A 26876-nucleotide genomic window follows, 5' to 3' on the forward strand; every position below is an offset into this window, starting at 1 on the left:
TGCCGTAGCTTGCTTTTTGTTCTGCAGTTTCAAATTTAATTTCAGACATGAATGTCGCTCTTATTAGGAGTGATAAAAGTAACAGGATATCAGTTTCGAGCTTAGGTTTAAATGATTGCGACTGAATGCTTAATTGAGGCGGCCAGGTTGTGACTTATCTCTTACTCCAAGTGAAATTTCTGCTAATTTAATCCCAATTCCATTTTAGTTTGGTGAAAAACATATACTCTCCGCGTCGGTATTTTTATACTGACCGTAGAAGTATTAAGGGACTCATTACAATGAATCGTCGCAGAAAGAAAAAGCAGCAAGTCGACTATGTCGAATTGGTTAAACAAAAATTCGCTGCTATCGACTGGAAGCAGCCGTTCAACAAAGAGCAATGGTTGGAGCGTATACAGCCTGTTAAGCCGTTTTGGTTGCGTCTGCCTAAATTTCATCAGCGTGCTTTGATGGTCTTAGTGCCATTGATTCTGGTACTCCTTGTTATTCCTTTGCCAAATAAAACAGATCAACCAGTTGAGCAGACTGAGGTCGATCATCAACGCGTAGCGATTGAGCTGAACGCGCAGAGTTTAAGCCAGCAGAGAACCTCTCAGAACTCTGGACCGAAATCTGAAGACTGGAAAGAGTACACGGTTAAAAATGGTGATACATTAGCGCAGGTTTTCAGAAGTAATCAGCTCTCTATGGCGGATCTTAGCGCTCTGGTCAAAATAGAAGGCAGTGATAAGCCGCTAAGCCAAATAAAGCAGGGACAGTTGATTCGCTTTAAGCTTAGTGACGAAGGCGAGTTAGATATGCTACAGCTGGAAAAAAGCGGGCGGTCCGTTATGTTTTTCCGTTTGTCGGATGGGACCTTTGGGCGTAACAAGTAAACGCTTCAAATGAAAAGACGCGAATATATCGCGTCTTTTTAGTTAGTTTTTTAATTCGATTAGTTTTCATAGTAACCAATCGAATTGAAACTTATAGCGCTACGGATTCTTTCCGCATATCCACATGAGGGATACCATCTTCAAGGTAGCACTCTGAGATAACCTTGAATCCATGACTTGCATAAAACTGGATGAGGTGTTCTTGAGCACCTATATCTATTGTCTGCCCTGGCCATAATGTTTCGCATTGTGCCAATGCCTTGTCCAATAACTTATGACCTAAGCCACCGCCTCGCGCGGTCTGCTTTGTCACCACTCGACCAATACTCACATTGTCATACGTAGTGCCTGCGGGCAGTAATCGTGCGCAAGCAACCAGTTCATCACCGTGATAGCCTATTAGATGATAAACGCCTTCGAGTGTGTCCTTACCATCAAGTTCAGGATAAGGGCAGGTTTGTTCAACAACGAATACATCCACACGCAATTTCATCATTTCATACAGCTGTGTGGTTGTTAGCTGAGCAAAGGGCAAAGTAATCCAAGTGAGCATGTTGTCATCCGTAATGAGAATAGAGTGACTGACTTTACTTTGTTTTGAGCTCATACTCATTAACAAAGGTTAATTAGCACTGGTTTTCCCACCAAATCTGGTGATAATGTGCCCTCTTTCCATCTCACCTGAGGATATCCCCGTGAGCAAACAAACATTCGATCAAGTAGGGCTTAACCCAGCGTTACTTGCCACACTTGATTCCCTGAACTATACCCACATGACGCCAATTCAAGCTTTGAGCTTGCCTGCAATCCTAAAACATCGTGATGTCATCGGGCAGGGTAAAACGGGCTCAGGTAAAACCGCTGCATTTGGTTTAGGGGTTTTATCGAACCTCAACGTCAAACGCTTTCGTGTCCAGTCATTAGTATTGTGTCCAACGCGTGAGCTTGCAGACCAAGTAGCGAAGGAAATTCGTACTTTAGGTCGCGGCATTCATAATATTAAAGTGCTTACTCTCTGCGGTGGGATGCCTATGGGGCCACAAATTGGTTCGCTGGAGCATGGTGCGCATATCCTAGTTGGTACTCCTGGTCGTATTTTGGATCACCTTGAAAAAGGCCGAATTGATCTTAGCGAACTGAATACCTTGGTGCTAGATGAAGCTGATCGCATGTTGGACATGGGGTTCCAAGACGCATTAGATGCAATCATCGATGCAGCGCCAAAGCAGCGTCAAACTCTACTTTTCAGTGCTACTTTTCCAGAAAAAATTGAGCAAATTGCGCAGCGTATAATGCAGACACCGGAAGTGATTAAGGTGGAATCGACGCATGATACCTCAAGCATTGCGCAGTACTTCTATAAAGTTGAAGGCTCGGAAGCACGTGATGAAGCATTGGCGAATTTGCTGCTGACTCACCAGCCAGAGTCCGCGGTGGTTTTTTGTAATACCAAAAAAGAAGTGCAAAGTGTCGCAGATGAGTTGCATCACAAAGGATTCAGCGTTATCGATATCCATGGGGACTTAGAGCAGCGTGAACGCGACCAAGCATTGGTGCAGTTTGCTAACAAGAGTGTGTCTATCCTTGTTGCAACAGACGTTGCAGCGCGTGGTTTGGACGTTGATAATCTTGATGCTGTCTTTAACTTTGAGCTATCGCGCGATCCTGAGGTTCATGTGCACCGTATTGGTCGTACAGGTCGTGCGGGTAGTAAAGGTTTAGCGTTCAGCTTTTTTGGTGAGAAAGACGGTTTACGTGTAGCTCGTATTGAAGAATACCTAGAGATGGACGTGGTACCAGCAACATTGCCTGCCAAATCAAATCAGCAGCCATACCAAGCGAAGATGGTTACGATTAACATTGATGGCGGTAAGAAACAGAAAGTACGACCGGGTGATATTTTAGGTTGTTTGACAGGAAAAAATGGTATTCCAGGCTCTCAAGTCGGAAAGATTCACCTGTTCCCTGTACGCGCTTATGTTGCCGTCGAAAAGTCTGTGGCTAAAAAGGCTCTACAGACCATTAGTAACGGCAAGATGAAAGGGCGCCAATTCCGGGCGCGAATTCTTAAATAGCTCAAATAGCAGAGAAAAAGCTCTTCGTTTGAAGAGCTTTTTTCTTTTTTGAGTTTATTTGAGAGTGTGATCTTTGGTTAAGCGCGCTTTGATTCGGCTCAAACTGATTGGCGTAATGCCGAGGTAGGCCGCAATTTGACTATCGGTAATACGTTGCTTTAAATCTGGGTAATGAGCGCAAAATAATTGATATCGTTCTTCTGGAGAGTAGAGCAACATAAAGCGTTCTTTGTTCTCTTTATTAACCAGTTGGTTTTCGAGTAGCTTTAAGTAAATGGCGTGCTTTTCTGCTCGCCAGTGATGCAACGTTTCAATTGGCAAGCAAAATAGCTGACAAGCGCTCAGCGTTTCCAATAAGTAAGGCGAAGGTTGGTCCTTTATTATGCTCTCAAACCCGATAACCCAGTCCTTCTCCCAATAAAATTCTTTACTGAATTCTTTGCCGTGCTCAGTAAGATAGCTTGCGTGGCATAACCCCTCAATGATGAAGTAAAGGTGTGAGCTAAACTCCCCTTGGTGATTAAGAATGTGGCGTGTAGGCAGTTCGAGCAACTCACCATTTTCAATAAGTTGGTTTGCTTCTGTCTCTAAAAAGCCATGTTTGACTAAGTCTGAAAAAAGATCGCTGTGCATGTGATAACTCAGAAACGGTTTTCTTTATTTTAACGGGTTTTATTGATAACAAAAAAGCGGCTCATGAGAGCCGCTTAGTGTTGCTGTCAAATCAACCTTATTTATTCAAATCGATTTGATAAATCGCGAAACCAATGTCATCTGTTGACACGCGCTTCATTGGGTATTGTCCTTTCTCTTTGATGAACTGCGCCGCTTTATCGCTAGGGGAGGTTTCGAAACGAATATCTAGCTTGTTATCGGACTTAATCGGTGCGAAAGACCAGTTGTTGTCAGCGCTTGGTGTCACTTCTCCTTTTTCTTCACTCACGCGAGAAATATAAGTGGCGACGACAGAGCGGTTTTCATCTGGTGCGTCAAATGCAATGAAATCTGGGCCTGTACCAGGGAAAGTATTGCTATAAGCACGGTAGTTATTGGTTGCGATGATGAAATCTTGCTTCGGATTGACAGGCTTACCATTGAACGTCAGATTCACAATGCGCTGAGAATCTGGATTAATCACTTTACAATCCGCATCGTACTTCGGCGGTTGGGTAACGTCGATTTGGTAGTTAACCCCATCAATAACATCGAAGTTGTACGTACGGAAATTATCCCAATCAATCAAAGATTGCGGTTTAGGATTGTTGATGTCGATGTGGTTGAATTGACCCGCACTGCACTCTAGCCATTCGCGAACTTCTTTACCTTTCACTTTCATCGCAACCAAGGTGTTTGGATATAAGTAAAGATCGGCCGCATTACGGAAGGTGAGCTGACCGGATTCTACTTCTGTAAAGTTATTCGGATCGTTCTTACGACCGCCGACTTTAAATGGTGCTGCCGCACTCAGTACTGGAATGTCAGAAAGGTCTGGGTCGCCTTGAATAAAGCGTTCTACGTAGTCTTTCTGAGCAAGGTTAACGATTTGAATGGTGGGGTCGTCCTGCACTAATGCCAAGAAGCTGTACATGACATCATTTGCTTTGCCGATTGGTTGGTTTACAAATTCACGAGTGCCTTTGTGATCTTCTTCTAACGCTTTCACAATATCTGCATCGGCTTTAGCTAATGACTTCTTATTTACTTTATCGAAGATAGGGCGTGCTTCTGCTTGGCCTTCGACGACTTGCCATCTGCCGTCTTTCTCTTTTAGCATCAAATCCATCACACCTACGTGACTTCCCCAGCGGCCCGGCATCACGGACGTTACACCATTGATGGTCCCTTTATCTATATCAACACCAGGTAGGTTTGCGAAGTCTTTCCCTGGGAAGACTGCGTGAGAGTGGCCAAAAGCAATCGCATCAATACCTTCAACTTCTGTGAGGTAGTAAACAGAGTTTTCAGCGCCTAGTTTGTATGGATCAGTAGAAATGCCTGAGTGTGGAATCGCCACAATAACGTCTGCGCCTTCTTTCTTCATCTGAGGAACCAGCTTTTTCGCTGTCTCAGTGATGTCTTCAGCGAAGACTTTTCCTTCTAGATTCTTCTTATCCCATACCATGATTTGTGGCGGGACGAAGCCGATGTAACCCACTTTGATTTCGTGGCTTTGACCATCAGTGTCTTTGAACGTGTGCGTTTTAATTAGATAAGGTTTGAAGTAGTGCTCGCCTGTCTTCTTGTCGAAAACGTTAGCACTAACATAAGGGAAGTTCGCACCGTCGATAGAGTTTTTCAGGAACTCAAGGCCGTAGTTGAATTCGTGGTTACCAATGTTACCCACATCGTAATCCAACTGGTTCATCGCTTTGTATACCGGGTGGATTTCGCCAGCGTTAATCCCTTTCGCCGCCATGTAATCGCCCATTGGGCTGCCCTGAATTAAATCACCGTTATCTACTAGTACCGTGTTTTCTGTCTCGGACTTAGCTTGTTTCACTATTGTCGCTGCGCGACTTAAACCGATTTGCTGTGATGGTTGGTCTTTGTAGTAATCGTAATCCATCACGTTGGTGTGAATGTCGGTGGTTTCGATAATACGAAGCTTGATGGTATCGGCCATTGTTGGGCCAGCAAGCGTTAGCATGCCACTTAATACTGCGAGGGAAATAGGATGAACTGCCACTTTCATTTGGTGCTCCAATTCAATGATAAGGGGAAATCGCACTGCGTAATGTATCAAACACAGATGCAACTCGATGATAAAGATACAGAAAACTGTGAACATTAATCAGTTTACTGAACCTTATTCATATTAACCGCCGACTTTTTCACGCTTTTGAATGAGACCAAACAAAAACTTCTTAGCAGATTTTTGAATAAAAAATGAAATTTTAGAATTTCAGGTAATATAAACGCCCCGCCATAATGCTTGCATGACGATATCAATGGACGATGAGCAAGCACATGGCAACGAACGATTCAGTCACTTCTTTTCCTAAACCAAAGCCCCGGTTAGTTTCTGACAACCCAGTCGCTGGTGTTACTCGTTTTGCAAAGCAATCGCTACAGCCTGGTGAAGTCGCCTTAGTAGGTGCAGGACCAGGCGATCCTGAACTTCTGACGGTGAAAGCACTGAACTGCTTGCAGCAAGCTGACGTGGTTTTGTACGACTACTTGGTGTCTGAAGAAATCATGGCATTGATTCCAAGCGATACGATTTTGGTGTGCGTTGGGAAGCGAGCTGGGCATCACAGTGTGCCGCAGGAGAAGACGAATCAGCTTTTGGTGGATTTTGCCAAGCAGGGCTACAAAGTAGTGCGCATTAAAGGTGGGGATCCGTTTGTATTTGGTCGTGGTGGTGAAGAGTTAGAAGTGCTTGCTGATGCCGGCGTTCGTTTTCAAGTTGTCCCTGGCATTACCGCAGCAGCTGGCGCAACCGCTTATGCTGGTATTCCACTGACTCATCGTGATTATGCGCAATCGGCCATCTTTGTGACTGGCCACTTGAAAGAAGAAAGTGATGAGATGGATTGGTCCACGTTGGCGCGTGGGAATCAGACTTTAGTGATCTACATGGGGCTGATGAAATCACACTATATTCAGAATCAACTCATTAAGCATGGCCGTTCAGCGTCGACTCCGATTGCCATTATTGAGCGTGGCACGCAGATTCAACAAAAAGTATTTACGGGAGAACTCTCCCAACTCTCTGATTTATCGAAGGAAGCACAATCGCCATCTTTGATTGTTGTCGGAGAGGTAGTGCGACTGTCTCAAAAGTTAGACTGGTTTTTGTCTAGTACTGAATTCAACAAAAGTGCTATTGCCAACTCCATATAATTTCAGACCAAAGATTAGAGACGTAATGCGCCTTCAAGCTTAAAAAGGAAATACAAAACATGGACCAACAACGTTTAACTCACCTTAAACAACTCGAAGCGGAGAGTATCCATATTATCCGCGAAGTTGCGGCTGAGTTTGATAACCCAGTCATGATGTATTCGATTGGTAAAGACTCATCAGTGATGCTGCACCTAGCGCGTAAAGCTTTTTACCCAGGTAAGATTCCATTTCCATTGCTGCATGTCGACACCGATTGGAAGTTCCGCGAGATGATTGAATTTCGTGATCGCACCGCGGCCAAATACGGTTTTGAGCTTTTGGTACATAAGAATCCAGAAGGTCTAGCCATGGGCTGTAGTCCGTTTGTTCATGGTTCTTCTAAGCACACTGACATCATGAAGACTCAAGGCTTAAAACAAGCGCTGAACAAGTACGGTTTTGATGCGGCCTTTGGTGGTGCGCGCCGCGACGAAGAGAAATCACGGGCGAAAGAGCGCGTGTATTCATTCCGCGATAAGAACCATACATGGGATCCTAAAAACCAACGTCCTGAGCTATGGAAGACGTACAACGGCCAGGTCAATAAGGGTGAGAGCATTCGTGTATTCCCGCTGTCTAACTGGACTGAGCTTGATATCTGGCAATACATCTATTTAGAAAACATCGAGATCGTGCCGCTTTACCTCGCGGACAAACGCCCAGTTGTTGAACGCGATGGCATGCTGATCATGGTTGATGATGATCGTATGGAGCTTCAACCGGGTGAAGTGATTGAAGAGAAGAGTGTGCGCTTCCGTACCCTTGGTTGTTATCCATTGACCGGGGCCATCGAGTCTGAAGCAAACACTTTAACTGGCATTATTGAAGAGATGCTAGTGGCAACGTCGAGTGAGCGCCAAGGCCGAGCGATCGACCACGATCAGTCAGGATCGATGGAGCTTAAGAAACGTCAAGGTTACTTCTAAAGGATCTAAGGAAAGATAATGAACAGTGCAGTTGAAGCTCAATTAGCCGAGCTTGGTATCGAAGGCTATTTAACACAACACCAGTACAAGTCGTTACTTAGATTCTTGACTTGTGGCTCGGTGGATGACGGTAAAAGTACATTAATCGGTCGCTTACTCCATGACTCAAAACAAATTTATGAAGATCAGCTAGCGGCAGTGCATTCAGACAGCCAACGTGTGGGCACCACGGGTGAAAAACCTGACCTTGCGTTGTTGGTCGATGGCTTACAAGCTGAGCGCGAGCAGGGGATCACGATTGATGTAGCTTACCGCTATTTCTCGACGCAGAAACGTAAATTCATCATTGCAGATACTCCTGGACACGAGCAGTACACACGTAACATGGCTACAGGTGCATCGACATGTGACTTAGCTGTGATTCTGGTTGATGCACGTAAGGGCATTCTCGATCAAACTCGTCGTCACTCTTTCATTTCCAACCTGTTGGGCTTGAAGCACTTTGTTGTCGCGATCAACAAGATGGACTTAGTGGATTACTCCCAAGAGCGCTTTGAAGAGATCCGCGATGAGTATCTGAAGTTCTCTGAGAATCTGACAGGGGATATTGATATTCAAATCATCCCGATCTCAGCGCTTGAAGGGGACAATGTGGTGGATAAAGGCCAAAACCTGACTTGGTTTAAAGGCCCATCATTGCTTGAGCTTCTTGAAACGGTCGATGTGGATCAAGAAAAAGGCGCGGGTGAATTCCGCTTCCCTGTGCAATACGTTAATCGTCCTAACCTCGATTTCCGTGGTTTTGCGGGGACCATTTCTTCTGGTTCGATCAAAGTCGGTGATGCCATTAAAGCATTGCCATCGGGTAAAACGTCAACTGTGGCTCGTATTGTGACCTTTGATGGTGATATCGAAGAAGCTCGTGCCGGATTAGCTGTCACTCTGACGCTAAGCGATGAGATCGATATTAGCCGTGGCGATTTGATTGTTCTAGATAATGCTCAAGTGGAAACCACAAACCATTTGCTTGCCGATGTGGTATGGATGACAGAGCACCCCCTGCAACCGGGTCGTGACTATGACATCAAAATCGCAGGTAAGAAAACCGTAGGTCATGTTGAAGCGATTCGTCATCAATATGACATTAATAATCTCTCGACTCATAGCTCGGCAGAGCTGCCATTGAATGGTATTGGTTTGTGTGAATGGTCTCTTAATGAGTCAGTCGCGCTGGACAATTATCAAGACTGTGCAGATACCGGTGGCTTTATCATTATCGATCGTCTGACAAACGTGACGGTTGGTGCCGGCATGGTTAAAGAGAGCCTCGCCGTGGTTGAGCGCGATTTGACGGGCATCTCTGCGTTTGAAGTTGAGCTTAATGCGCTTGTCCGTAAACACTTCCCACACTGGGAAGCAAAAGACGTCAGCCAGTTTCTGAAAAAGTAACTGGCTTACCCAAGTACGATAATTTCAGGCTCTGTCTGCTGTTGTACTTGGGGCGTCGCTACCTAACTGAATTGCGAAATGTCGTTAGGTATTCTCCTAATACCAGAATGCTTCGGTGGAGCCCAAGAAAACCGAGCATTCTGATGTTCTTTTCGCTTGCGCTGATTTTTGTCTGTTTACTCGTTTGTCGGTGTTTCATGGATAAATGAGTCGTTGTTGTGCCCTTTGGGGCTATTTGGTAAGGAAAGGCTATGTGGGAACAAGGGTTTGTGTTAGCGATTTTGCTTGGCATTATCACTTGCTTGCTTGTCACGAAAATTAAGCCTAGTTACGTCTTTGCGGGTGCCGCTTTTATTGCATTCATGGCTGGGATGATGGATTCAGCCACTATCGCATCCAATTTTACCAACTCTTCATTGTTAACCCTGGTTCTATTGATTCTTGCATCCTGTGCTCTAGAAAAAACACTGCTGATCAGTTGGGTGAGCCGAAGTATCTCTGAGGGTCAGTTAGGCAGCGTGATTGCTAAGCTCGGTGTGTCGACCGCCTTGCTTTCTTCATTTACGAATAATACCGCTGTGGTTGTCTCATTGATTGGGGCGATTAAGCGTAATCAGCAGCATGCACCTTCGAAATTACTTATTCCCTTGTCTTATGCCGCCATTTTTGGTGGCACGTTAACTTTGATTGGTACGTCGACTAACTTAATCATCAACAGCTTTGTCGAAGACGCAGGCTTACCGAGCCTGAGCTTTTTTACACCTACGATGATAGGTTTGGCTGTGCTGGTGGGAGGGATGCTGATTCTTATCCCACTGAGCTACTTGCTACCGAATTATGATGATCAAAGTCAAGAAGATTTACCTTACTTTCTTGAGTCTCGCGTTGAGCCAGGCTCACCGCTAGTTGGGCGTACGATCAGCGAGAATAATTTACGTGCGCTGCGCAAACTGTTTCTTGCAGAAGTGGTGCGCGATGGTGTTACTGTTTCTTCTGTGGGACCGGATTTTGTGCTCAATGCAAAAGACCGCCTGTTATTTTGTGGCGATGTTGAGAGCGTCGCGACCCTGCAAGAAATTCCGGGCCTCAAGTTGTTTGGTCAGCAGCACTTAAATGGGCAAAACTTTATCGAAGTTGTGGTGAGCTCGTCGGCGACATTTTGCTACAAAACCCTCAAAGAGAGCCGATTCCGCGACCGATTCGATGCCGTTGTTGTGGCGATTCGCCGAGGCCACGAACGCCTAGAAGGTGGCTTGGGTAGTATTACCTTAGCGCCTGGGGACACGTTAGTTCTGGTTCCAGGAAAGCGTTTTGAGTCTGAACGCCGAGCTCATCGTAAAGAGTTTGTTTTAGTGCATGACTTGGACTCTAGCGCTCGGCTTGATACGAATAAGTCTTCCATTGTATTACTGGGCTTTGCAGCCGTAATTGGATGCGCTCTATTAGAGTTAGTACCGATTATTAAAGGTCTAGCTGCGTACCTTATCGCGCTTATTGCGTTTGGTATTGTGCAGATTTCAGAACTGCGCCGCCGTTTTCCGATCGATATCGTCGTGATTGTCGGTTCCGCTTTGTCTATTGCTCAACTGATGATCTCTTCTGGATTGTCAGAAAGAATGGGAGTGATGTTTATTGAAGCGTTTAATGGCTGGGGAGTATTTGGTGCCTTGGTGGCGACTTATATCATGACATTGGTACTCACTGAATTGGTGACAAACAATGCCGCGGCTGCGCTTTCTTTTCCTATCGGCTATAGCATGGCGGTGGGTTATGGCGTGGATCCGATGCCATTCATCATGGCGGTTTTGTTCGGCGCGAGTGCGAGCTTTATCTCTCCCTACGGTTACCAAACTAACCTGCTGGTGTACAGCGTAGGAAATTACAAATTGACCGACTACGTGAGAATTGGAGTGCCAATTTCGATTGTGTACTCTGTATTAGTACTTACTTTGATCCCGGTCTTTTTCCCGTTTTAATTCCGATATTTACAAGGATACGTTATGACTGCCGAAACGACGGTAAAAGATGAAAACATTGTTTGGCACCAGCATTCGGTTGATAAACAGTTTCGTGCTGAATTAAAGAAGCAAAAACCTGCCGTATTGTGGTTCACTGGTTTATCTGGAGCGGGTAAATCAACCGTAGCAGGGGCGTTGGAAAATCGCCTTGCAGCACTGGGTTACCACACCTATTTATTGGATGGTGACAATGTACGACATGGTTTGTGTAGCGATTTAGGTTTTTCTGAACAGGACCGTCGCGAGAACATTCGTCGTATTGGTGAACTGGCGAAGTTGATGGCAGATGCGGGTTTAATTGTTCTGTCGGCGTTTATTTCACCGCATCGTGCAGAGCGGAAGTTAGTACGCGATTTATTGCCAGAAGGCGAGTTTATCGAAGTGTATGTCAATGCATCTCTAGAGGTTTGCGAAGGTCGAGATCCTAAGGGTTTATACCGTAAAGCCCGTGCGGGAGAGATTCCTAATTTCACTGGTATTGATTCGGAATATCAAGCGCCAGAGAACCCTGAAATCGATTTGCCCGCGGGAGAAAAGAGTGTCGATGAGCTGGTGGATTTGTGCTTAATCGATCTTAAACAACGCGGTGTGATCCGATAAAAAAGCATTTAGATCATAGGTGACCTAAAGCTCTTTGAGCAGCTTGAGAAGTATTTGGATCATAGGTGATCAAATGCTTCTCAAGCTGGCTAGACGGTATGATGAACCGTACTTTTAGCTTCACTATGGACACTAAACCTATGATTTAACAGTGCAAGCATTTGATCGTAGTATTCGGCATGTGGTTTGTTTCCGAGTAAGGTACAGAGCTCATTACCTGTCGGTGTGAAGCGGTAATATAAAAGGCGGACACCTTTACTGTTTACGTTCAGTGACAAGTTTTTACCTTGGTAGGTGAGGACCAACGGTGTCTCGATACTAATTTCGCCAGATTCAAGTTCGGCACTGTGCAGCAGCCCTAATTCAATTAAGAGCAACAAGCTTGAATACGGCAGTTGAAAACTTCCCATATTTAGGCTGTTGGCGACGTCTCGCTTGCCGAAGCTAAATATGCCTCCTTGCGCTTTGTAACCAATCAGCAGTTTTCTGCTGTGATCCCCTCCAAAACTGCACGCTAAAGAGGCGGATCTTTGCAGAGTTTGTGCTTCCTTTGGTGACATATCTTTGAGGGTTTTCAACGCTTTCATGGACGTTGAGCCCGGATTTGTCACTTCACGCTTCATCACTTGAGCCCATAGCTTTTGCATCGCGCTGTTATGGATGTCTTGAGCCATCTCAAAAAATCGATGCAACCAATCTTGGTCTGGCTCTCCCGCTGTCTCATCTCGGCATGAACTGTGCGCTAATTTTAAAATCTGTTCTAAGTTTTTTTGTCGCTGTTCTTGGCGTCTTTGCTCTCGCAATTGGGCTCTTTCAAACGCAGATTTGGCTGGCGGTTCGGTTTGCAGTAAGGCGTCAAGACCGTGTATTTGGGCTATGGTTTTTACCTTACTAGCACTGTCTTTTATGTAGCCTTGTTTCTTTTCTTGTTGCGTATTTTTTTTTGTGTCTGACTGATGTTCGATGACAACAGGTTGCTTTGTCGGGTCTGCCATTCGTTTTCCTACCAAGAACTGCGCGGTTCGCACGTTTAAATTTACACCTTATCTGACCAAGCGACCAGACAGGAGTTCTCAGTTTTTGAACGAATAGGGCTATTCAAAATGATAATGAGTTGTTAAAATTGTTATCGTTATTTTGGAGGGGCTATGAAGTTCTCAGAAGCAGGTAAACTCAAAAAGCACCTGTCGATAGCGTTTCTTTTGGTTATTTATGTGGGCGTATTAGCGTATTTATCTCGTTATATCGTGTAGCACAAAGCTAAAAAAGGCGCCAGTGTGACGCCTTAGGTGTAGCGAGGCTTATCGACGACTTAAATTACATATCGTCGTAGGCTTCTATTTCTGATCCCTCAATAACGTAAGCCGTTTCTGCCAGTTCGTGGTTTATCGTCTCGGTTTTCAACGTTCCAACCACATATATGACATCCCACAACTCTTGAACAGGCGCGCCTTTCGGAAACTTCACGTAAATGATCTGGTTTGGAGGCGGTGGTGGCACGTGAATACAAGCTCCAAAATATGGCACCAATAAAAATTCGGTGACGGTATCGGCATCACCTTCAAGTGGGATAACAAACCCCGGAATTTTAACTTGGCTTCCGTTCAGTTCTGGTCGAACATTACCAATCTTGGACTGCTGCGCTGCGCCACCACTGTGATCAGATGCAGGCATGCCTATACTGTCGAACAATTTACGCTCTTTTTCTGGAACAAGGTCAATCCAGTCAAGCTTCAATGGTTCTTCGCTGGCCATAACAGGCGCTGTGAATGCGACGACCAGCAAGCAACTTGCGAGTATTTTTTTCCACATTTTATTAAATCCTTATTGTCATTCCGTCACTCAGTGACTGTCGGTAGGCGCGGAGTGCGGGAATGAAACCAATCACAATACCAGCGCATTGTACGAAACCTAATAGCATCCACTCATAAGTAGATAAGATGCTTAAGGTGAGATGTATTCCATAGTGCTGTTGGATGATCGGCTGCGCGATAGCAAGAATGGCATACAGCCCAGTAACGCCAGTAATAATACCAGCAGCAGTAAGCAAGCTGGCTTCACTAATTAAGAGTGAGAAAACATGACGAGGCCTTGCTCCCATGGCACGCAAAATCGCCATTTCACGGCGGCGTTCCTGTAGGCTAGTTAATAGACTGCTTAACATACCTAACAACCCTGCGATCACGACAAAACCAGATACTGCCATTAGGGCTTGCTCTGCAACCGACATCATTCCCCATAACTCATGCAACGCAACGCCGGGCATAATGGCGCTGAGCGGCTCTTTGGGGTAGGTGTTAATTTGTCTTTGCAGGGCGAAAGTTTGAATACGAGATTTCAAACCAACGAGCATAGCGGTAATTTGTTTGGGCTGAAAGTCTCTGTTTTTGAGATCTTGTGCCTTGGGTGTCGGGCCCAAACGCGCACCACTTTCCCATCCGACGTGAATGGCTTCGATGGCTTCCAATGATACATGGACAGTTTTGTCGACTGGTGTTCCTGTAGGTGCAAGGATACCGACAACTTTAAATGGCAGATTGTCATGACGGCTAAAGCCAACGTCGCTAATGCCGTGGGCAATGATGATTTCGCTACCGATATCATAACCAAGTTGTTTAGCGACATCAGAACCTAGCACGGTTTCAAATAAACCATGGAATTCTCTACCCTTGCTAAATGTTAGTGGTTGCTTACTTCCAAACTTGTAATGCTCAAAGTAACTGTGATTGGTTCCCATAACTCGGAAGCCTTTATGCGAGTCGCCAAGCGAGATTGGAATAGCCCAATCGACTGAACGATGATTGGCAAACTCTTGGTAGCTTTTCCAATCGATGTTGTTGGTCGCATTACCAATACGAAACACAGAATAGAGCAATAGGTTCACTTGCCCAGAGCGTCCACCAATAATGAGGTCAGTGCCTGAAATTGTATTAGCGAAGCTATCCTTGGCTTGAGTTCGGATACGCTCGACGCCCAAGAGGAGTACCACTGAAATCGCAACGGTCATGATGGTTAGAATTGCCGTCGCTTTGCGGTTCATCAAGCTTTTCCAGGCGAGCTTTACAACAGCACTCATGATATGGCTCCTAGGCTAGATACTTGATTAATGTCGGGTAGATTGAGCGTGCGATCGAATAAGGGTTCGAGTGTTGGGTCGTGGCTAACGAATACCAGTGTGGCATTGGCTTGATTCGCTTGCTCCATAAGGAGCTCAATAAATGCTTTACGATTGTCATAGTCTAAAGCTGAGGTTGGTTCGTCAGCGATCACTAACTCTGGATGTCCTATCAGAGCTCGAGCCGCAGCCACACGTTGTTGTTGACCAATACTCAATTCAGAGACAGGGCGTGTATGAAGCTCGTTTGGCAGGTGCAGTCGTTCTAGTAGGGCCTGAGCCTGTTCATTTAACGTTTGAGATGAGGCACCTAAATGGGCACGGTCACGTCGTATTTTACTGAACTGACATGGCAATAATACGTTTTCAAGTACGTTAAGGTACGGCAATAAATTGAACTGTTGAAAGATGTAGCCAATATGATTGGCGCGAAAGCGGTCTCTCTGACTGGCACTTAAACTAGCAAGGTCAGTATCGAGTACAGATAGAGAGCCTGAAGTTAATGTGTTAATCCCCGTCAACAAAGCGAGCAAGGTCGATTTACCGCAGCCACTTGGACCTTTGATAAACACATGCTCGCCTTGTGTAATGTGTAATTTAGGGATGTGGATGGTTGCGTTGATTGAACCGGGCCAGAAAAATTGGGCATCCTCTAGCTCGACAACATTTGGTGTGGTTTCAGTCATATTAAATCACCAAAGCTTTGGCGTGTAAGTAGGTACTTACACGCCACTCGTGTTATTTGATTACGATTTGGGTGTTATCTTTGCTTAATTTAATTGCTGATTGCATGGTATCAGTGAATATATTGACGCTGATGGACTCTGTAGTTGGGAACTGGTTAAACCAATCGGTTTGGATTTGGCTAAGCTGATTAACTTGTTCGCAACTGAAGCGATATTGCACCGAAAATTCACCGTGACCGCCATGATCGTGCGCCTCATCATGATCGTCATGGTGGTCATGTTTATCATGATGTTCATTATGATCATGGTGTTCGTGCCCTTCATGATCGTGATGTGCATGGTCATCATGGTCGTGCTCACTATGATCATGTTCCTCATGAGTTTCGCTTAGGTTGTGGCTCACGTAAGCTTCTTCAACATTACAATCAGCTTGTGAGTTAATAGCGAACAATGCGTTGCTGTCTTCGAGTGTAGCGACGGCTTGTTTAAGCGCTTGCTCTTGTTGCGCGTTTTTTGGAGCATGTTCGAAACCCACAACATCAGCTCCAGGAGCTGTGATCTCTACTAACAGATCTTTGCCATCTTGGGCGATATTAAACTCGACGTGACCATGCACATGAGCACCATGCTGGCGGTATTCGTTTGCATTCGCTGCTGTCGATAAAGTGAGGCCAATAGCAAGGGCTAAAACGTGTTTTGATGACATTGTATTTTTCCTAATTTTACTGGCATTAACCAAAGGCGGTATTGCTCAGATTCGAGTTTCACTAAGTTATTGTTCCCTGACACACTAGGTGCGGAAATGAACTCAATAATTTTGAGTGTGGAATAGTTTGGAAATTAAGCAAAATAAGGAGGGGCACGAGCAGCGCCAAGAATTTCTTCGCCGTACACGAGATGCAAAAAAACATGATGATGCTGGGCGCGCGTAAAAGTCGGTGTAGAGAGGGTAGGTTGTACCTTTGCTATACCGTGCTGAACACCAGAAAATAATTGGCAATGATGATGGGTATGATGGTCGGGCGTCAGATCGACTTGATGAAGTACAACCGCAAAGTTCCAAGCGATCAGCAACGCAACACTGAAAAATAAAGCAGTGCGATACCAATATCTTAGTGTTTTTTGCTGGTGGTGGTACATCTGAGCTCCTCTTACCGACTGTTATAATATAACACCCATAATGAATAAAAGTTCACTCTTTTGTTGGCTAGCAGAAAAATTTAACTCCACACATACGTGCCGAAAAATATTGGTAATACTCTCTGATGGAAGTGTCGCACTTATAAAGAGCAGAGTTATCACTGCCCATGCTTCTAATCAAATTCATATAGCTCCTTACAACAAGAGCAAGGAGCCATTCAATGAAGCTAGATGTTCTGTTTAATAAGCTCAATGACTTTTGTTATCTCATCTTGCTCAAGTGCGCCCTCTTTGACGAACAGAATTTTGCCCGTTTTGTCTTGAACAATAATGGCCGAACTTTCTTCTTTCAGGTCCCAAGTATTAGCAACTACGCCATTTTCATCAAGAACCATGGATGACCAAGGAAACTCTTTTTTACTGTCTTGAGCTGAAGACTTCACGAAAGAGCCTGTCCCCCAAATTGCATCATCTTGGTTGATGATAGTCGTCGTCTGGTAGCTTTCTTGTGGAAAATTTGCCGCTGTTATTGCTGACATTAAAGGGGCATTCATCTCTTTTGAACTGCTACGGCCTGCAATGGCTTGAATGACACGAACTTTGCCTTGCATATGTTGAGTTGCCCAGGGTTGGTATGCAACGCCTTCGCCTTGTAAAACAATCTCGCCGTAAGCGGCAACATTGACAGGAGGAACGCTTTTTCCCACGGACAAGTTGTGTGCAAAGGTCAAGCTTGGCGTTAAGGCCAGTAATAGAGGTAGGAGAGTCTTAGTTTTCATATTGTTATATTCCGTACGAGGTTTGGAAGCTTCCAGTATATATCCAGATCCTAGAAATTTGTAGGACCGTTGATAACATTTATTTAACGTATGGAGTGGTGTAATCTTGCGTTATATTTAGAATTTGCTAAAATGAGTTCCGTCGCAAATTGCGCATTAAGATTGCAGAGGAAAAATAAGCAATCCGTGTTTTCTCAAAGGAATTGAGGTGAGTTATGCTACGTGAGTTTGCTGTATATCGACCATTACAAGTGGCCCGTTTTGTTAAAACGTTGTTCAAAGGTCAATTTTTTATTGTTGGGGTTGGCTGTTTTCAGTTCGACAATGGCAAAGTGTTACTACCTGACGTCAACGATCATAAAAGGCTCACCATCTTTAAAGAAGTCAACCAAGTGATAGCATCATTATCGGCTTAGTTAGCTTGGTACCCACTTAGATTTAGAAAAGAGCGACCATATCGGTCGCTCTTTTTGTTGCTGGTTAGGTTTATCCTTGGAGGCTTGGTGGGAAGCAAACTCCCGTTCCTCCGATGCCACAGTAACCATCAGGGTTTTTCGCCAAATATTGCTGGTGGTAGGTTTCCGCAAAGTAATACGGACCTGCTGGTTGTATTTCGGTGGTGATGTTCGCGCGTTGCTCTTCTTGCAGTGCTTGTTGATACAAGAGTTTCGATTTCTCTGCGCTCTCGAGCTGCTCCGTCGAATAAGTGTAAATTGCTGAACGATATTGAGTACCTAAGTCGTTACCTTGACGCATTCCCTGAGTTGGGTCGTGTTTTTCCCAAAAAACAGCCAGTAGCTTTTCTAATGAGATGACGCGTTCATCGAAAACGACTCGTACGACTTCTGTATGACCCGTTTTACCTGTACAGACCTCTTCATAGGTGGGATTGGGTGTGTACCCCCCAGCGTAACCGACCGAAGTAGATACAACGCCGTCGAGTTGCCAAAATACGCGCTCAGCGCCCCAAAAACAGCCCATTCCGAGCAAAATCTGCTGTTGGTGTGACGCCAGAGGCGCCTTTAGGTTAGATTTATTTACAAAATGATGATCGTCAATCTGCATTGGTTGATCTCTACCTGGCAAGGCATCTTCTATACTGATCAATGTTTGTTTGTTGAGCATGGTATTTGTCCTTCAATACGTGTCTTAAATTTGCGAACTTTTTCATTTCGTCTGTATCTGATGCTGTGATGACATAGATCGCGTTAAACCTATTAATATTACAGACTTAGAATCTAATTGGCGTTATCATTATTTACGTTTACTTAACCTCATTCAGCCATAAAAGCATGATAAAAAAAGCTCTCCCCACCATTGTTGGCCTGTTTGCCTTTTCTCATGGTGCCTATGCCGATGTTTCTTTGACTTTGAAAGGCATTGATGGCGCTTTAGAAGAGAATGTCAGTGCGTATCTATCATCTATTCCAGAGAAGGATTACTCCACTTCTCTGCGTTTTCAAGCGAGATTAGATCAAAGTATCACTGAAGCGCTTAACGCGCTTGGGTATTATCATGCAAAAATTTCATACTCTATTCCTGAAGCGAATGATGAGTTAATTGTGCTCATCAAGCCGGGCTTGCCAGTGAAAGTGAAAGTCATGGATGTGGTCATCACTGGAGAGGCCAAGGACGATGAAGAGTTTGCAAAACTTATTGAGCGCTCTCCGCTCAAAGTTGGCCAAGTTTTGAATCAAGGCCAATACGACACCCTTAAGTCAGGCATTCGTAACTTGGCGCTTCAGCGTGGTTACTTCAATGGTGAGTTTACGCTAAGTCGATTAGAGGTTATCCCTGATCTGAACGAAGCTAATGTCCGTTTGCACTACAGCAGTGGAATACGTTTCAATTTTGGCGACGTTTCTTTTATTGGCAACCACATCTGGGAAGACCGTGTCGCATCACTACAACCTTTTAAAGAAGGGGACCCATACAACGTTTCGAAGCTGGGCGAGTTTAACCAGAAGCTATCAAATACGGAGTGGTTTTCCTCAGTTTTTGTTGAGCCTGAATTGGATAGGCTTGATGATGGCCGAGACTTGCCAATTAAAGTGTCTTTATCTCCTGCTTCGAAGAATCAGATCGAGACGGGTATTGGTTACTCAACGGATGTCGGCGTTCGAGGAACGTTGAAGTGGAAGAAACCTTGGGTGAGCTCCCGAGGACACAGTTTCAACACCGCTTTATCCCTATCTAAGCCAGAGCAAACCGTGACTGCTTCTTACAAAATTCCTTTAGAAGATGTCGCTAACGATTATTATCAAGTTCAATATGGGCTTAAAAACCTAGACAACCGTGACACGCAGAGTATCGAGTCTAACCTTGCAGTGGAGCGTCATTGGTTAGCAGACGGTGGTTGGCATAATACCGTTTATGTTCGTCATTTGTACGAGAGCTTTACGCAAGGTTTACAAGATGATGAATTCAACTTCGTACTTCCAGGTGCGACATTTTCTCGGACTAGGGTTCGAGGGGGCAATATGCCAATGTGGGGAGACAAGCAAAGCATCACTATTGAGTATGGTGATACCGCTATGCTTTCTGAAACTAGAGTGCTCCGCTTAATTGGCTCGACTTCTTGGATTCGTGGTATTGGAGAGAATCATCGTGGTTTGTTCCGCTTAGAAGGTGGTGCGAATATTACCGATGAACTTGAAAAACTATCACCGTCGCTGCGTTTCTTCGCTGGTGGTGACAATAATATTCGTGGTTACGGCTATGAATCTATTTCACCTGTGGATGAGAGTGGCGCCCTGACGGGGGGTAAATACATTGTTAGCAGTACATTAGAATACCAATATCGTGTTTATGGAAACTGGTGGGCTGCAACGTTTTACGATATTGGTGATGCGTTTAATGAAACACCAGATTGGAAATCAGGTGCTGGTGTTGGTATCCGCTGGGCGTCTCCGGTGGGCCCTGTTAGTTTTGATTTTGCATGGGGGTTGGATGCAAAACCAGAACGAGAGTTTCGTATCCACTTCTCATTGGGGCCTGAGCTATGATCAAAATGATGTTTAAGTGGACCAAATGGCTGTCGCTCAGTTTGATTGGTCTATTGCTGTTGCTCATCATTATTGTCGCGACAGTTTTATTTACCCACCCAGGCCTCAAATTTGCCTTGTGGGGAGCCGAAAAAGCACTACCACAATTGCAGATTGAAAAAGTGCAGGGTTCATTGTTTCCTCGCTTCGAACTGCATAACGTCAGTTTTTTCGATGAGTCTTTGAATATCGACGCCAAAGTCGAGCGTTTAGCATTGGCAGTGAACTTCCGCTGTTTCTTTGACCCTAAGGTCTGTGTCGATGAGTTAAGACTGCAGGGGCTTGACTTTAAGATGCCAGAGCTACCGCCAGCAAGCGAGGAGCAAGAGGAAACACCACCACTGCGTTCTATCAGTACGCCAGTGCCAATTTTTGTTAATAAAGTCAGCTTTAATGACATCAATGTCAATGTGCTGGGCAATCAAATTGATTGGCAAACATTCTCGACAGCTTTGTCGATGCAGGGTGATCGTTTGGTGATCGCACCTACCGCGTTGAAAGACATTAATGTGGCTTTAGCACCAAGTGAGGCTGAACCTGAAGCGGCTGCCGAGGAGCCGAAAGAAACTGACGTTACGCCGCAAGATATTGTGTTACCCGAAGTATGGATTCCACTGACGGTTGAAGCGCGTCGTCTTGATATTCACAATTTCAAACTGGCAGGTGAAACGCCAGTGATCGTCAATCATCTTGGTTTGGTTGCAAGAGCAGGCGGTGAGCGTGTTGATGTCAAAACATTAGAGCTCGACATGCCAGAAGTGGAAGGCAAGTTGAGCACACAAGTGACGCTTTCTTCTGATTACCCTATCAAAGCGCAACTGGACGCGTTAGTGAAGCAAGCGGATGCGAAGGGACAAAAACTGTCGCTTTCGGTCTCGGGTTCGGTTGGTGATTTGTCACTAAATGCTACGCTTTCTGAGCTTGTACAAGCGGAGATCAAAGGTGATATTCAACCGCTTAAAACGCAGTTACCGTTTGATGTCGCGATTAAAAATGTACAGGCGCAATGGCCGCTATTTGGACAAAGCGATTACCAGGTTTCTGTACCAAGCTTGGCGGCAAAAGGCTCACTTGATGGCTACGAAGTCGCATTAGAAACCAAAGCGTCAGGCAAAGATATTCCCGCCGTTGATGTCGCACTAAACGGCAAAGGTACGTTAGAGCAAATTGACCTCGAAAGCCTTGTAGTGAAAACCCTGGGAGGCGAACTCTCTGGGAAAGTCATGGCCAATTGGGCCGCGCCAATCAACTGGCAAGCTGACTTAAACCTGAAAAACATTCAACCAGGATTGCAGTGGAAAGAAGCCGAAGGGGATATCAGCGGTAATCTTTCGACTTCGGGGTCGTTAACAGAACAAGGCGGTTGGCAAGTCAGTTTGCCTAAGTTAGACATTGACGGCATTTTGCGAGGGTATCCGCTGAATGTTGAAGGGCAACTTGAAGCGTCTGATAAGAACGGCAAAGGCGAAGACATCCAACTTACCACTCAGGGTTTAGCGCTTTCTCATGGCCCGAACCAACTGAGTGCAAAGGGTAAGATCGATAAGCAAATTCTGATGGATGTTGAGGTTAACTTCCCTGATTTTGCAAAAAGTGTTCCGGACCTTGCAGGTAAAATGCAAGGTAAAGTCGCACTACGTGGTAGCTTGAAAGAACCAGACATCAATCTTGATCTCGCTTTAAATCAGATAAACTGGCAGCAACAGGCGAACGTAGAAACGATCACCTTAAAGGGTGATGTGAAGCCTCTGCCAGCACCAAAAGCGAACATAAGCCTAATTGCGAACAACATTACCTATGACGACATAAAAGTTGATAGTGCTGACCTTGAAGTCTCTGGGGATGAAAAACTGCATCAACTGACACTCGATGTAGTGTCTGACCTGGTGTCGACCAGTTTAGAAATTGAAGGGACATTCCAGCAGAAACCAGAAATGATTTGGGATGGGGCGCTGCGCCGCTTGACGCTGAGCTCGCAACAAGGCCCGTGGGCGTTGCAAAAATCGACCGCGGTGAAGGTCAATATCGACAAACAGATCGCGAACGTTCAAGCGCATTGTTGGTTGCAAGCGGAGTCGAGCGTATGTCTAACCGAAGACATTAGTGTTGGTAAGAGTGGCCAGGCGAAGCTAGCCATCAATGATTTTGATTTTGACCAAATCAAGCAATTCCTGCCGCCAGAAACCAAGCTGCAAGGCTCGGTTAATGCACAGGTTTTTGCTAAATGGGCACCAGAGAAAAAGCCCGAAGTAACCTTAAGTGTCAATATGCCAAAAGGCCAAGTTGAACAAGCACTTGAGCAGCCAATTAAAGTCGGTTGGGAAAGCTTCAACTTTAAAGCGGCATTAGCGAAAGACAAGCTTGATGCCGAGTGGCTATTTGATGTGAAAGATAACGGTGACTTGTCTGGTAAGGTTTCTTTACTGAATGTCTCGTCTGAAAAGCCCACTATTGATGGTAAGGTTTCACTCTCTACGTTCCACTTGGACTTCTTGGCACCGTTGATTGGTGAGTACAGCTTGTTTAAAGCAAACATGAATACTGACCTAGCGATATCAGGTGACGTTATGCATCCGAAGGTGAACGGTCAGTTCTTGATTGACCAAATGAAGCTACAGGGTGAAGTCACACCGATAGATATAAACTCAGGACAGGTCGTCATCAACTTTAAAGGTCATCAAGCGGACTTGGATGCTGGAATTTTAACCCCGGATGGTGAGTTGAACGTTACCGGTGATGCCGACTGGCAGGACTTACAGAACTGGCGCACTAAAGCGCGTGTATTTGCTAAAGAGCTCAATGTTGATTTGCCTCCAATGGTAAAAATCAAAGTTGAGCCTGACATGACAATAGATGTGACTCCTCAGCTTGCGAAAATTGAGGGTGATATTAATTTGCCATGGGGCAGAATTGTCGTCGAAGAGCTTCCACCAAGTGCGGTAGGCGTATCGAGTGATACCGTTATTCTCGATAAAAACTTGCAGCCAGTGGACGATGTGGCTGCGATGCCGTTTGATGTGGAAACGAACATCAACATTAAAATTGGTGATGACTTCCAACTTGCCGCTTTTGGTTTAAAAGGTGGGTTGAAAGGGAACCTAAACGTGACACAAAAAGACAAAGGTCCTTTCATCGTTGGTGAAGTGAATGTTGTCGACGGTTCTTATCGTTCGTTTGGTCAGGACTTATTGATTAAAGAAGGTAAGATTCTGATGAATGGTCCACCAGATCAACCTTACTTGTCTATCAAAGCGATTCGTAATCCAGACAATACCCAAGATGATGTCATTGCGGGGGTACAAGTGTCGGGCCCAGCATCTGATCCGAGTATAGAAATTTTCTCAGAGCCCGCGATGAACCAAGCCAATGCACTTTCTTATCTACTTCGTGGTCAAGATATTGATGGTGAAGCTGGTGGTAATGCAATGACGACTACCTTAATTGGTTTAAGCTTGGCGAAGAGTGGGCGTGTGGTTGGTGAAATCGGTGAAGCCTTTGGCGTACAGGATTTACAGCTGGACACTGCTGGGTCGGGCGATGACTCGCAAGTGACGGTGAGTGGTTATATTCTGCCAGGTTTGCAGGTGAAATATGGTGTCGGCATCTTTAACTCCCTAGGTGAGTTCACTGTGCGTTACCGATTGATGCAAGACTTGTATTTAGAAGCGGTATCTGGTGTAGATAGCGCCGTTGACCTACTCTATCAGTTTGAGTTCGATTAAAGTGCTTTAACCTAAGCATACACAGTCATGACTAAGGAGTGGTTATGCAGCATTTGATTTTTGTCTACGGCACGTTACGCAAGGGAGAGTACAACCATCAGTATTTGCGCTCGGCGCAGTTTCTTGGTTTACATGAAACGGATGCTCAATTTGCAATGTATGACTTAGGCCCTTATCCAGCGTTGTCTGATGGGCAACGCTCGATTCAAGGTGAAGTGTATCTGATTGATGATGAAACCTTATCCGAGCTAGATAGGTTAGAAGATGTGCCAGTGGAATATCGCCGAGAGAGCATCGTTACGCCGTTTGGCCAAGCTTGGATCTACTTATATCAAGATACTGAGCAATTAACCGAAGAAATCGCTTCCGGAGATTGGTGTCAAAAGGTGTGAGCTATACTGACATTATCAATAGCAACGAGCTAAACACTAAGGAGTCACGATGAAAACATTCGTAATTGGATCAATGGCGTTGCTTCTTGCTGCATGCGCACAAACAACACTACCGACTTCGAATAATGTGACCGATTGGCAAGTGTTTGGTAAGCAGTCAGCTTTAGATGGATTACGGGAGTTATCTGAGGAGCGAATTGCGAAGCTGGATGATGTTAACCATGCGACGGCAGAACTGATAATGGCTTATCAAGCGGGTTACCAGCAAGGCAAGCAAGAGTATTGCGAGCAAAGTGCTTATATGCTCGGTGTTATCGGGCGGCCGTATTTTGGCATTTGTGATGATGTTGACCCCTTCTTTCAACATGACTACGACGCTGGACGAATGTCTTCAGCAGGCGCACCTATCTAGTTGACACAGGTAAGATGAAAGCAAAAGAGCTGCCCTAGAGCAGCTCTTTTTAATTTTGTATCAGCAGTGATGCTTATTTTTTCTGAGCTCGCTCGTAAGATTCTAGGATTTCAGCTTTGGCGGCAGCAACATCTGCCCAACCATCCACTTTCACCCATTTGCCTGCTTCAAGCTCTTTGTAACGCTCAAAGAATTGCGTGATCTGCGCTTTCAGTAGTTCTGGGATATCGTCCACATCTTGGATGTGCTCGTACTCTTTCGAGATTTTTGAGTGGGGAACCGCAAACACTTTTGCATCTTCACCCGATTCATCTGTCATCTTCAAAACGCCAACAGGACGGCAGCGAATGACTGAACCTGGCATGAGTGGGTATGGTGTTGGTACCAATACGTCGACTGGGTCGCCATCAAGAGACAGGGTATTGTTCACGTAGCCATAGTTGCATGGGTAGAACATTGGTGCAGACATGAAACGGTCGACAAATACAGCACCAGAGTCTTTATCTACTTCGTACTTGATTGGATCTGCATTTGCAGGAATTTCGATCACGACATAGATATCTTCAGGCAGCGACTTGCCTGCTGGTACATGGTTTAAGCTCATTAGAATATTCCTTTTCATTAACGATGAGTCACACAAAAGCGGCTTCATCTGATGATAAATTCGCGTTTCACTTTAGCGACAAAAACGCGGCAGGTAAACACCTGCCGCGTTGGACAAAGGTCTGAAATTATTCTTCGTCGCGGTGCAGTTCAAGGAACTCTTCAACTTTGCGAACCATGTTCTTCGAACCCACAAAGAAAGGTACACGCTGGTGCAACTCAGTAGGCTTGATGTCCATAATGCGATTCACGCCGTCCGATGCAATGCCGCCAGCTTGCTCAATGAGGAATGCCATAGGGTTACATTCGTAAAGCAGGCGTAGCTTGCCTTGTGGGTGGCTTTGTGTGCTTGGGTAAAGGTAGATACCGCCTTTCAGTAGGTTGCGGTGGAAATCAGCAACCAGCGAGCCAATGTAGCGAGAAGTGTATGGGCGACCGTCTTCTGGCACGTTTTCTTGGCAGTACTTGATGTACTTCTTCACCCCTTGAGGGAAACGAATGTAATTACCTTCGTTGATGGAGTAGATCTTACCATCATCAGGAATCATCATGTTTTCATGAGAAAGACAGAAGCTGCCGATAGATGGGTCGTAAGTAAAGCCGTTTACGCCGTTACCAGTTGTGTATACCAACATGGTGGAGGAGCCGTAAATCACGTAGCCCGCAGCCACTTGCTTGTGACCAGGTTGTAGGAAGTCTTCTTCAGTTGGTGGAGTACCGATTGGAGAAACACGACGGTAAATCGAGAAGATAGTACCAACAGAGACGTTCACATCGATGTTAGAAGAACCATCAAGTGGGTCCATCAGTACTACATATTTGGCGTTTTGGTTGAGTTCTTTATTGAACGCAACTGCTTCGTCTTCTTCTTCACTGGCAACGCCACACACTTGATCACGAGCTTCAAGCGCGGCTTTGAACTTATCGTTCGCGTAAACATCGAGCTTTTGCTGATCTTCACCTTGGACATTTTCCGTGCCTACAGCACCAGTGATATCACCGAGACCCGCTGCGTTGATTTCGCGGTTAACGATTTTTGCAGCTAAACGAATGGAGGCTAAAAGGGATGATAGATCACCGCTAGCGTGGGGGAAATCCGCTTGTTTTTCGACAATGAACTCGCCTAGGGTGCGCAGTCCTGACATGGTTAAT

At 45.3% G+C, this 26876-nt stretch carries 25 protein-coding genes; 12 read left to right on the forward strand and 13 right to left on the reverse strand.

Annotated elements, in window-relative coordinates; translation table 11 throughout:
* The first annotated feature begins 281 nt into the window (after positions 1-281).
* Positions 282-878: a LysM-like peptidoglycan-binding domain-containing protein gene (locus R7041_RS09515; protein WP_206949310.1), complete on the forward strand. Its 597-nt coding sequence runs from the start codon at positions 282-284 to the stop codon at positions 876-878.
* Between the two features lie 91 nt (positions 879-969).
* Here the strand turns inward: R7041_RS09515 and R7041_RS09520 are convergent, their stop codons facing one another.
* Complete coding sequence (locus R7041_RS09520) at positions 970-1431, reverse strand: GNAT family N-acetyltransferase (protein WP_017820295.1); 462 nt, start codon at positions 1429-1431, stop codon at positions 970-972.
* Positions 1432-1573: 142 nt separating this feature from the next.
* On the opposite strand from R7041_RS09520, the gene dbpA reads away from it, so the two are divergent.
* The gene (gene dbpA / locus R7041_RS09525; RefSeq protein WP_005379583.1) at positions 1574-2953 is read left to right on the forward strand and encodes an ATP-dependent RNA helicase DbpA; all 1380 of its coding nucleotides are present in this window, start codon (positions 1574-1576) and stop codon (positions 2951-2953) included.
* Positions 2954-3007: 54 nt separating this feature from the next.
* Here the strand turns inward: dbpA and R7041_RS09530 are convergent, their stop codons facing one another.
* The gene (locus R7041_RS09530; RefSeq protein ID WP_017820293.1) at positions 3008-3586 is read right to left on the reverse strand and encodes a Crp/Fnr family transcriptional regulator; all 579 of its coding nucleotides are present in this window, start codon (positions 3584-3586) and stop codon (positions 3008-3010) included.
* A 97-nt stretch (positions 3587-3683) separates the two neighbouring features.
* Positions 3684-5645 (reverse strand): 2',3'-cyclic-nucleotide 2'-phosphodiesterase, encoded by a 1962-nt coding sequence (gene cpdB, locus R7041_RS09535; RefSeq protein ID WP_047101902.1) that lies wholly within the window; start codon positions 5643-5645, stop codon positions 3684-3686.
* Between the two features lie 275 nt (positions 5646-5920).
* On the opposite strand from cpdB, the gene cobA reads away from it, so the two are divergent.
* From cobA to cysC, 5 genes are all read left to right on the forward strand, one after another.
* Positions 5921-6796, forward strand: coding sequence for a uroporphyrinogen-III C-methyltransferase (gene cobA / locus R7041_RS09540; protein WP_031780800.1), 876 nt, complete (start codon positions 5921-5923; stop codon positions 6794-6796).
* A 59-nt stretch (positions 6797-6855) separates the two neighbouring features.
* Positions 6856-7764 carry a sulfate adenylyltransferase subunit CysD gene (cysD, locus tag R7041_RS09545; RefSeq protein ID WP_005379592.1) on the forward strand — a complete coding sequence of 303 codons (909 nt, stop codon included), beginning with the start codon at positions 6856-6858 and terminating at the stop codon, positions 7762-7764.
* Between the two features lie 18 nt (positions 7765-7782).
* Positions 7783-9213, forward strand: coding sequence for a sulfate adenylyltransferase subunit CysN (gene cysN / locus R7041_RS09550; protein ID WP_047101905.1), 1431 nt, complete (start codon positions 7783-7785; stop codon positions 9211-9213).
* A 251-nt stretch (positions 9214-9464) separates the two neighbouring features.
* Entirely contained in the window at positions 9465-11189 is a 1725-nt protein-coding gene (locus tag R7041_RS09555; RefSeq protein WP_047101907.1) for an SLC13 family permease, read from the forward strand.
* Between the two features lie 24 nt (positions 11190-11213).
* Positions 11214-11831 (forward strand): adenylyl-sulfate kinase, encoded by a 618-nt coding sequence (gene cysC / locus R7041_RS09560; RefSeq protein WP_005379598.1) that lies wholly within the window; start codon positions 11214-11216, stop codon positions 11829-11831.
* Between the two features lie 89 nt (positions 11832-11920).
* Here cysC and R7041_RS09565 read toward each other — a convergent pair whose 3' ends face one another.
* The 7 genes from R7041_RS09565 to R7041_RS09595 all read right to left on the reverse strand — a co-directional run bounded on the left by R7041_RS09565 (position 11921) and on the right by R7041_RS09595 (position 17551).
* On the reverse strand, positions 11921-12826 hold the full coding sequence (locus R7041_RS09565) for a TIGR03899 family protein (protein WP_206949309.1): 906 nt from the start codon (positions 12824-12826) through the stop codon (positions 11921-11923).
* Positions 12827-13148: 322 nt separating this feature from the next.
* Positions 13149-13643, reverse strand: a complete 495-nt coding sequence (locus tag R7041_RS09570; RefSeq protein WP_005379600.1) for a DUF3299 domain-containing protein — start codon at positions 13641-13643, stop codon at positions 13149-13151.
* Positions 13644-13647: 4 nt separating this feature from the next.
* Positions 13648-14907, reverse strand: coding sequence for an ABC transporter permease (locus R7041_RS09575; RefSeq protein ID WP_017820287.1), 1260 nt, complete (start codon positions 14905-14907; stop codon positions 13648-13650).
* Positions 14904-15632 carry an ABC transporter ATP-binding protein gene (locus tag R7041_RS09580; RefSeq protein ID WP_017820286.1) on the reverse strand — a complete coding sequence of 243 codons (729 nt, stop codon included), beginning with the start codon at positions 15630-15632 and terminating at the stop codon, positions 14904-14906. The genes R7041_RS09575 and R7041_RS09580 overlap by 4 nt, the downstream gene beginning before the upstream one ends.
* Before the next feature lie 52 nt (positions 15633-15684).
* Positions 15685-16338, reverse strand: a complete 654-nt coding sequence (zrgA, locus tag R7041_RS09585) for a zinc uptake protein ZrgA (RefSeq protein WP_158173619.1) — start codon at positions 16336-16338, stop codon at positions 15685-15687.
* A gap of 134 nt (positions 16339-16472) precedes the next feature.
* Positions 16473-16772, reverse strand: a complete 300-nt coding sequence (locus R7041_RS09590) for a DUF2607 family protein (protein WP_158173620.1) — start codon at positions 16770-16772, stop codon at positions 16473-16475.
* 227 nt (positions 16773-16999) lie between these two features.
* Positions 17000-17551 (reverse strand): YtfJ family protein, encoded by a 552-nt coding sequence (locus R7041_RS09595; protein ID WP_005379610.1) that lies wholly within the window; start codon positions 17549-17551, stop codon positions 17000-17002.
* Between the two features lie 215 nt (positions 17552-17766).
* Here R7041_RS09595 and R7041_RS09600 point away from each other — a divergent pair, with 215 nt between their 5' ends.
* On the forward strand, positions 17767-17967 hold the full coding sequence (locus R7041_RS09600; RefSeq protein WP_005379612.1) for a DUF1107 domain-containing protein: 201 nt from the start codon (positions 17767-17769) through the stop codon (positions 17965-17967).
* A 70-nt stretch (positions 17968-18037) separates the two neighbouring features.
* Here the strand turns inward: R7041_RS09600 and msrA are convergent, their stop codons facing one another.
* Positions 18038-18676 carry a peptide-methionine (S)-S-oxide reductase MsrA gene (gene msrA, locus R7041_RS09605; protein ID WP_005379620.1) on the reverse strand — a complete coding sequence of 213 codons (639 nt, stop codon included), beginning with the start codon at positions 18674-18676 and terminating at the stop codon, positions 18038-18040.
* A 167-nt stretch (positions 18677-18843) separates the two neighbouring features.
* Here msrA and R7041_RS09610 point away from each other — a divergent pair, with 167 nt between their 5' ends.
* Genes R7041_RS09610 through R7041_RS09625 form a run of 4 tightly spaced genes read left to right on the forward strand, consistent with a single transcriptional unit; the run spans position 18844 to position 25121 of the window.
* A complete protein-coding gene (locus R7041_RS09610) occupies positions 18844-20556 on the forward strand; it encodes an autotransporter assembly complex protein TamA (protein ID WP_005379622.1) in 1713 nt (570 codons plus the stop codon).
* On the forward strand, positions 20553-24317 hold the full coding sequence (locus R7041_RS09615) for a translocation/assembly module TamB domain-containing protein (RefSeq protein WP_206949308.1): 3765 nt from the start codon (positions 20553-20555) through the stop codon (positions 24315-24317). Before R7041_RS09610 ends, R7041_RS09615 begins: the two co-directional genes overlap by 4 nt.
* Positions 24318-24361: 44 nt before the next feature.
* The gene (locus R7041_RS09620; RefSeq protein ID WP_033906019.1) at positions 24362-24709 is read left to right on the forward strand and encodes a gamma-glutamylcyclotransferase; all 348 of its coding nucleotides are present in this window, start codon (positions 24362-24364) and stop codon (positions 24707-24709) included.
* A 49-nt stretch (positions 24710-24758) separates the two neighbouring features.
* The gene (locus R7041_RS09625; protein WP_005379633.1) at positions 24759-25121 is read left to right on the forward strand and encodes a DUF2799 domain-containing protein; all 363 of its coding nucleotides are present in this window, start codon (positions 24759-24761) and stop codon (positions 25119-25121) included.
* A gap of 73 nt (positions 25122-25194) precedes the next feature.
* Here R7041_RS09625 and ppa read toward each other — a convergent pair whose 3' ends face one another.
* Positions 25195-25725 carry an inorganic diphosphatase gene (gene ppa, locus R7041_RS09630; RefSeq protein WP_005379635.1) on the reverse strand — a complete coding sequence of 177 codons (531 nt, stop codon included), beginning with the start codon at positions 25723-25725 and terminating at the stop codon, positions 25195-25197.
* Positions 25726-25852: 127 nt separating this feature from the next.
* Complete coding sequence (fbp, locus tag R7041_RS09635) at positions 25853-26869, reverse strand: class 1 fructose-bisphosphatase (RefSeq protein WP_005383114.1); 1017 nt, start codon at positions 26867-26869, stop codon at positions 25853-25855.
* Positions 26870-26876: the final 7 nt, after the last annotated feature.

Source organism: Vibrio sp. 1751 (assembly GCF_033339895.1).
Classification (GTDB): domain Bacteria; phylum Pseudomonadota; class Gammaproteobacteria; order Enterobacterales; family Vibrionaceae; genus Vibrio; species Vibrio alginolyticus.

Coding starts and splice junctions, on each gene's coding strand:
- R7041_RS09575 (WP_017820287.1), bottom strand. CDS start 14,907: ATGAGTGCTGTTGTAAAGCTCGCCTGGAAAAGCTTGATGAACCGCAAA.
- ppa (WP_005379635.1), bottom strand. CDS start 25,725: ATGAGCTTAAACCATGTACCAGCAGGCAAGTCGCTGCCTGAAGATATC.
- R7041_RS09590 (WP_158173620.1), bottom strand. CDS start 16,772: ATGTACCACCACCAGCAAAAAACACTAAGATATTGGTATCGCACTGCT.
- R7041_RS09625 (WP_005379633.1), top strand. CDS start 24,759: ATGAAAACATTCGTAATTGGATCAATGGCGTTGCTTCTTGCTGCATGC.
- R7041_RS09595 (WP_005379610.1), bottom strand. CDS start 17,551: ATGAAAACTAAGACTCTCCTACCTCTATTACTGGCCTTAACGCCAAGC.
- R7041_RS09515 (WP_206949310.1), top strand. CDS start 282: ATGAATCGTCGCAGAAAGAAAAAGCAGCAAGTCGACTATGTCGAATTG.
- R7041_RS09520 (WP_017820295.1), bottom strand. CDS start 1,431: ATGCTCACTTGGATTACTTTGCCCTTTGCTCAGCTAACAACCACACAG.
- cysN (WP_047101905.1), top strand. CDS start 7,783: ATGAACAGTGCAGTTGAAGCTCAATTAGCCGAGCTTGGTATCGAAGGC.
- R7041_RS09555 (WP_047101907.1), top strand. CDS start 9,465: ATGTGGGAACAAGGGTTTGTGTTAGCGATTTTGCTTGGCATTATCACT.
- R7041_RS09580 (WP_017820286.1), bottom strand. CDS start 15,632: ATGACTGAAACCACACCAAATGTTGTCGAGCTAGAGGATGCCCAATTT.
- msrA (WP_005379620.1), bottom strand. CDS start 18,676: ATGCTCAACAAACAAACATTGATCAGTATAGAAGATGCCTTGCCAGGT.
- R7041_RS09570 (WP_005379600.1), bottom strand. CDS start 13,643: ATGTGGAAAAAAATACTCGCAAGTTGCTTGCTGGTCGTCGCATTCACA.
- cysD (WP_005379592.1), top strand. CDS start 6,856: ATGGACCAACAACGTTTAACTCACCTTAAACAACTCGAAGCGGAGAGT.
- R7041_RS09620 (WP_033906019.1), top strand. CDS start 24,362: ATGCAGCATTTGATTTTTGTCTACGGCACGTTACGCAAGGGAGAGTAC.
- zrgA (WP_158173619.1), bottom strand. CDS start 16,338: ATGTCATCAAAACACGTTTTAGCCCTTGCTATTGGCCTCACTTTATCG.
- R7041_RS09565 (WP_206949309.1), bottom strand. CDS start 12,826: ATGGCAGACCCGACAAAGCAACCTGTTGTCATCGAACATCAGTCAGAC.
- R7041_RS09610 (WP_005379622.1), top strand. CDS start 18,844: ATGATAAAAAAAGCTCTCCCCACCATTGTTGGCCTGTTTGCCTTTTCT.
- cpdB (WP_047101902.1), bottom strand. CDS start 5,645: ATGAAAGTGGCAGTTCATCCTATTTCCCTCGCAGTATTAAGTGGCATG.
- R7041_RS09615 (WP_206949308.1), top strand. CDS start 20,553: ATGATCAAAATGATGTTTAAGTGGACCAAATGGCTGTCGCTCAGTTTG.
- fbp (WP_005383114.1), bottom strand. CDS start 26,869: ATGTCAGGACTGCGCACCCTAGGCGAGTTCATTGTCGAAAAACAAGCG.
- cysC (WP_005379598.1), top strand. CDS start 11,214: ATGACTGCCGAAACGACGGTAAAAGATGAAAACATTGTTTGGCACCAG.
- R7041_RS09600 (WP_005379612.1), top strand. CDS start 17,767: ATGCTACGTGAGTTTGCTGTATATCGACCATTACAAGTGGCCCGTTTT.
- cobA (WP_031780800.1), top strand. CDS start 5,921: ATGGCAACGAACGATTCAGTCACTTCTTTTCCTAAACCAAAGCCCCGG.
- R7041_RS09530 (WP_017820293.1), bottom strand. CDS start 3,586: ATGCACAGCGATCTTTTTTCAGACTTAGTCAAACATGGCTTTTTAGAG.